Below are 4,943 nucleotides of genomic sequence, written 5' to 3'. Positions count from 1 at the left end.
CGTCGCCGTGGTCGGCGGCGGGCTCGTCGGGTCGGCGACCGCCTGGGGCCTCGCGCGCCTCGGGCAGAAGGTCGCCATACTGGACGAGGGCGACGTCGCCGTCCGTCCGTCGCGTGGCAACTTCGCGCTGGTCTGGGTGCAGGGCAAGGGTCTGGGTATGCCGGAATACGGCGCCTGGACCCGGCGATCCTCCGACAGCTGGGGCGAGCTTGCGTCCCTGCTGCGCGACCAGACCGGCATCGACGTGTGCTTCGAACGGCCCGGCGGCTTCATGCCGGCCCTGTCGGAAGCCGAGCTGGAAGACCGCGCCAACCAGTTGAAGCGGCTGCACAACCAGCAGGCCATGCTCCGCTACGACTACGAGATCATGGACCGCGCCGCCGTCGCGAAGGAGATGCCCTTCATCGGACCGGAGGTCGCCGGGGCGAGCTACTGCCCGCTGGACGGCCACTGCAACTCGCTGAAGCTGTTCCGCGCCTTCCATACCGGGCTTAACCGCTTCGGGGCCGCCTACCTGCCGAACCGGCGGGTCGAGAGCATCGAGCACCGCGACGGCGGCTTCCGCCTGACGACGGCGGGCGGCGGCGAGGTCAGGGCCGGCAGGGTCGTGCTGGCCGCCGGCCATGACAGCGCCCGGCTGGCCCCCATGGTGGGCCTCAGCGCCCCCGTCCGGCCGGAGCGCGGCCACGTCATCGTGACGGAGAAGACGGCGCCGTTCCTGAAGTTCCCGGTCGGCTATATCCGCCAGACCGACGAAGGCGGCGTGATGATCGGCGACAGCTTCGAGGACGCCGGTTTCGACACGACGGTCCGGTCCGGCGTCACCTCCACCATCGCGGAACGCGCCGTCCGCATCTTCCCGCTGCTGGGCAAGCTGAACGTGGTGCGGACCTGGGCTGCCCTTCGGGTGCTGAGTCCCGACGGCTTCCCGATCTACGAACAGTCCGTCACCATGCCCGGCGCCTTCGTCGCCACCTGCCACAGCGGCGTCACCCTGGCCGCCAACCATGCCCTGGCGCTGGCTCCGCATATCGCGGCCGGCAAACTGCCCGAGGAATTCGATGTATTCAGCGCCCGGAGGTTCGATGTTCCGAAGGCTGCATGACGCCGCCGGCGAGCGTGTCCCTTTCACGGTCGATGGCCGCGCCGCCGAGGCGCTGGCGGGTGACACCGTCGCCGCCGCCCTTCTCGCCAATGGGATCACCGTCTGCCGGAACACGCCGGTATCCGGCGCTCCCCGCTCTCCCTACTGCATGATGGGCGTCTGCTTCGACTGTCTGGTGACGATCGACGACGTCGGCAACCGGCAGGGATGTCAGGTACGGGTAGCTCCCGGCATGCGGATCGAAACCCAGGACGGCAAGCGGGAGATCGAGCGGTGAGCGACATCAAGACAGCATACGACCTTGCCGTGATCGGCGCCGGTCCCGCCGGCCTCGCCGCCGCCACGCTGGCGGCACGCCAGGGCATCTCGACGGTTCTGTTGGACGAGCAGCCGGCGCCGGGAGGACAGATCTACCGCTCGGTCACGGAGACGCCCGTCCGCGACCCGAAGGTGCTCGGTCCCGACTATTGGCACGGCGCCGGGCTGGTGAAGCCTTTCCAGGAGAGCGGAGCCGACTATCTGCCGGGGACGACGGTATGGAGCGTTTCCCGCAATCTGGAGATCGGGTTGTCACGCGACGGCGCGGCCCACATCGTGCCGGCCAAGCATATCATCCTTGCCACCGGCGCGCTGGAGCGGCCCTTCGCCATTCCCGGCTGGACGCTGCCCGGCGTGATAGGAGCCGGGGCGGGCCAGGTGCTGCTGAAGTCTTCCGGGCTGGTGGCTTCCGGCAACGTCGTGCTGGCCGGAACCGGGCCGCTGCTGTGGCTGCTGGCGTGGCAGTATCTCCGCGCGGGTGCGGAAATCAGCGCCATTCTCGACACCACGCCGCGCGCCAACTGGCGGCAGGCGATGCCGCACATGACGGGCTTCGTCCGCTCCGGCTATATCGGCAAGGGGCTGAAGCTGCTTCTCGACGTCCGCCGCAAGGTCAAGGTGATCGGCAACGTCACTGCTCTCCGCGCGGAGGGAGACGGACAGGTGCGGTCGGTCGTCTACCGTCAGGGCAACGGGGCGGAACAGCGGCTTCCCGCCGAAACGCTGCTGCTGCACCAGGGCGTCATCCCCAACCTGAATCTCGCCAACGCGATCGGCTGCGCCCAGTCCTGGGACGATACTCAGCGCTGCTGGACGCCGCAGACGGATGCCTGGGGCGCCACCACGGTCGAGGGTGTTTCGCTGGCTGGCGACGGCGCCGGCATCGGCGGTGCGCTTTCCGCCGAGCATCAGGGCCGGCTGACGGCGCTGGACGCGCTGCATCGCCTTGGCCGGATCGACCGCCAGCAGCGCGACCGCGACGCGGCTCCGCACCGGGCCGCCCTGGAAAAGGCCAGGCAGGGGCGAATCTTCCTCGACACGCTCTACAAGCCGGCTCAGGAGTTCCGCGTACCGTCCGACGACACCATCGTCTGCCGCTGCGAGGAAGTGACGGCGGCGCAGGTCCGCGATGCCGTCAAGCTGGGGTGCAGCGGCCCAAATCAGGCGAAATCCTTCCTCCGCTGCGGCATGGGTCCGTGCCAGGGACGGCTGTGCGGCCCGACGGTGACCGAGGTGATCGCGGACGCACGGGGAGTTTCCCCGGCGGAAGTCGGCTATTACCGCCTGCGCCCTCCCGTCAAGCCGATCACGCTGGCGGAGCTTGCCTCGCTGCCCAAGCGCGAGGACGAGATCGACGCCGTCCTGCATCACTGAGGACGTATAATCCATGTCCGGATACGACGTCATCGTCATCGGGGGTGGCCTGCACGGCTGCTCCACCGCCCTGCACCTGTCGCAGCGGGGTGTCCGCGTGCTGGTCGTGGAGAAGGACCATATCGGGCGTCATGCCTCCGGCGTGAATGCCGGCGGGGTGCGGCAGCTTGGCCGCCACGTGGCGGAAATCCCGCTGTCGGTGGCGTCCATGGCGCTGTGGCACCGCATCGGCGAGCTGGTGGACGACGACTGCGGGTTCGAGTGCCACGGGCAGATCAAGGTTGCCGAGACGGAGGAGGAACTGGCGGACGGGCATGCCCGTGTCGCCGAACTCCGCGCCCTGGGCTTCAGCCACGAGGAGGTGGTCGATCAGGCGGAACTCCGCCGGCTGGTCCCGGCGATAGCGCCGCACTGCGTCGGGGCCGTCGTCTCTCGCACGGACGGCGCCGCCATCCCGTACCGCACCACCTTCGCCTTCAAGCGCAAGGCGGAAAGCCTGGGTGCCCGGTTCGAGGAAGGCTCGGCCGTTACCCGCATCGCCCGCGCCGGCCTGAATTGGCGTGTCGAAACGGCCGCCGGCGGGCGGTTCGAGGCGCCTGTCCTGGTCAACTGTGCGGGAGCCTGGGCGAACCGCATCGCCACCCAATTGGGAGAGCCGGTGCCGCTGGAAGTCATCGCCCCCATGCTGATGATCACGGCCCGGCTGCCGCCCTTCATCAAGCCGGTCGTGGGAGCGACCGGCAGGACGCTGTCGTTCAAGCAGTTCCCCAACGGGACTGTTCTGATCGGCGGCGGCATGCTGGGGCGGGCCTCGCCCGACGAGAACCGGACGGAGCTGGACTTCACCAATCTGGCGATCAACGCGCGCACGGTCTGGGACCTGTTCCCCATCATGCGGAGCGCGACCGTCGTCCGGGCCTGGGCCGGGATCGAGGCCCGCATGCCGGACCAGATTCCCGTCATCGGCCCCAGCGGCACGGAGCTTGGCGTCTTCCACGCCTTCGGCTTCTCGGCGCACGGCTTCCAGCTCGGTCCCATCGTCGGGCGGATACTCGCCGACATGATCACGGGCAACGGCACCGCCCTGCCGATCTCGCCATTCCGCATCCAGCGCTTCCACCAGCCGGCGGTCGCCGCCTGAACCCCTTACCTACCCAGGAGATTGAAGTTGCCGATACAGCGCGTCCACCCCGGCCCCCGCATGAGCGAGATGGTGATCCACAACGAGACCGTCTATCTGTCGGGCCAGATCGCCGACGACGGTTCGACCGACGTGGAATCCCAGACCCGCGACGTGCTGCGCCAGATCGACGCCCTGCTGGCGGAAGCCGGCACCGATAAGACAAAGCTGCTGACCGCCACCATCTACCTTGCCGACATCGGCACCTTCGCCGAGATGAACAAGGCGTGGGACGCCTGGGTCGATCCGGCGAACGCTCCTGCCCGCGCCACCGTCGAAGCGCGGCTTGCCGCCCCCGAATACCTCGTCGAGATCCAGGTCGTAGCCGCCCGCTGAGCACGGCCTGAAAGCACTCACGACACCTAGATCCAACCACCGGAGCATCCGAATGAAACGTCTGGCCCTCGGCTTGGCGCTGAGCCTCTTCGCGTCCATGCCGGCCCTGGCGGACGGCCCCGCCATCCGGATCGCGACGGAGGGCGCGTATCCTCCCTTCAACCTGACCAAGCCCGACGGGCAATTGGCCGGGCTGGAAGTCGAGCTGGCGAATGCGCTGTGCGAGCGCATGAAACGCTCCTGCACCGTGGTCGCCCAGGATTGGGACGGCATCATTCCCGGCCTGATGGCGCGGAAATACGATGCGATCATGGCGACGATGAACATCACGCCGGAGCGGCTGAAGTCGATCGCGTTCTCGACCCCCTACATGGTCGTGCCGGCCTATTTCGTGGCGGCGACCGGATCGGGCATCGACGGGACGCTGGAAACCCTGCGCGGCAAGGAGATCGGTGCGCAGACCTCCACCACCCATTACCGCTACGCCGAGAAGCATTTCGGCGATGCGGTGACCCTGCGGAGCTACGACACGACCGCCAACCTGCTGGCGGACCTGAAGAGCGACCGCATCGCCGCCGCTATCACGACCGGCGCCACGGCTTCGGACTGGGTGCGGGAGGATGCCTCCAA

The 4,943-nt window shown here is 68.5% G+C and carries 6 protein-coding genes; all 6 read left to right on the top strand.

The window, feature by feature from the left end:
- The coding region (locus AC5JJ6_RS41365; protein ID WP_496047639.1) for an NAD(P)/FAD-dependent oxidoreductase at window positions 1-1,105 on the top strand (1,105 nt) is incomplete at its 5' end.
- Window positions 1,086-1,382, top strand: a complete 297-nt coding sequence (locus AC5JJ6_RS41360; RefSeq protein WP_496047638.1) for a (2Fe-2S)-binding protein — start codon at window positions 1,086-1,088, stop codon at window positions 1,380-1,382. The genes AC5JJ6_RS41365 and AC5JJ6_RS41360, both read left to right, overlap by 20 nt.
- Window positions 1,379-2,797, top strand: coding sequence for an FAD/NAD(P)-dependent oxidoreductase (locus tag AC5JJ6_RS41355; RefSeq protein WP_496047637.1), 1,419 nt, complete (start codon window positions 1,379-1,381; stop codon window positions 2,795-2,797). The genes AC5JJ6_RS41360 and AC5JJ6_RS41355 overlap by 4 nt, the downstream gene beginning before the upstream one ends.
- A 13-nt stretch (window positions 2,798-2,810) precedes the next feature.
- The gene (locus AC5JJ6_RS41350) at window positions 2,811-3,938 is read left to right on the top strand and encodes an NAD(P)/FAD-dependent oxidoreductase (RefSeq protein WP_496047636.1); all 1,128 of its coding nucleotides are present in this window, start codon (window positions 2,811-2,813) and stop codon (window positions 3,936-3,938) included.
- Window positions 3,939-3,965: 27 nt separating this feature from the next.
- Window positions 3,966-4,313 carry a RidA family protein gene (locus AC5JJ6_RS41345; protein WP_496047635.1) on the top strand — a complete coding sequence of 116 codons (348 nt, stop codon included), beginning with the start codon at window positions 3,966-3,968 and terminating at the stop codon, window positions 4,311-4,313.
- A 52-nt stretch (window positions 4,314-4,365) separates the two neighbouring features.
- Window positions 4,366-4,943: transporter substrate-binding domain-containing protein (locus tag AC5JJ6_RS41340; protein ID WP_496047634.1), on the top strand; the 578-nt coding region annotated here is incomplete at its 3' end.

The sequence above is a fragment of the Skermanella sp. genome (assembly GCF_059503625.1).
The sequence above is the reverse complement of the archived record's forward strand: the minus strand, read 5'-3'. Positions and strand labels throughout refer to the sequence as shown.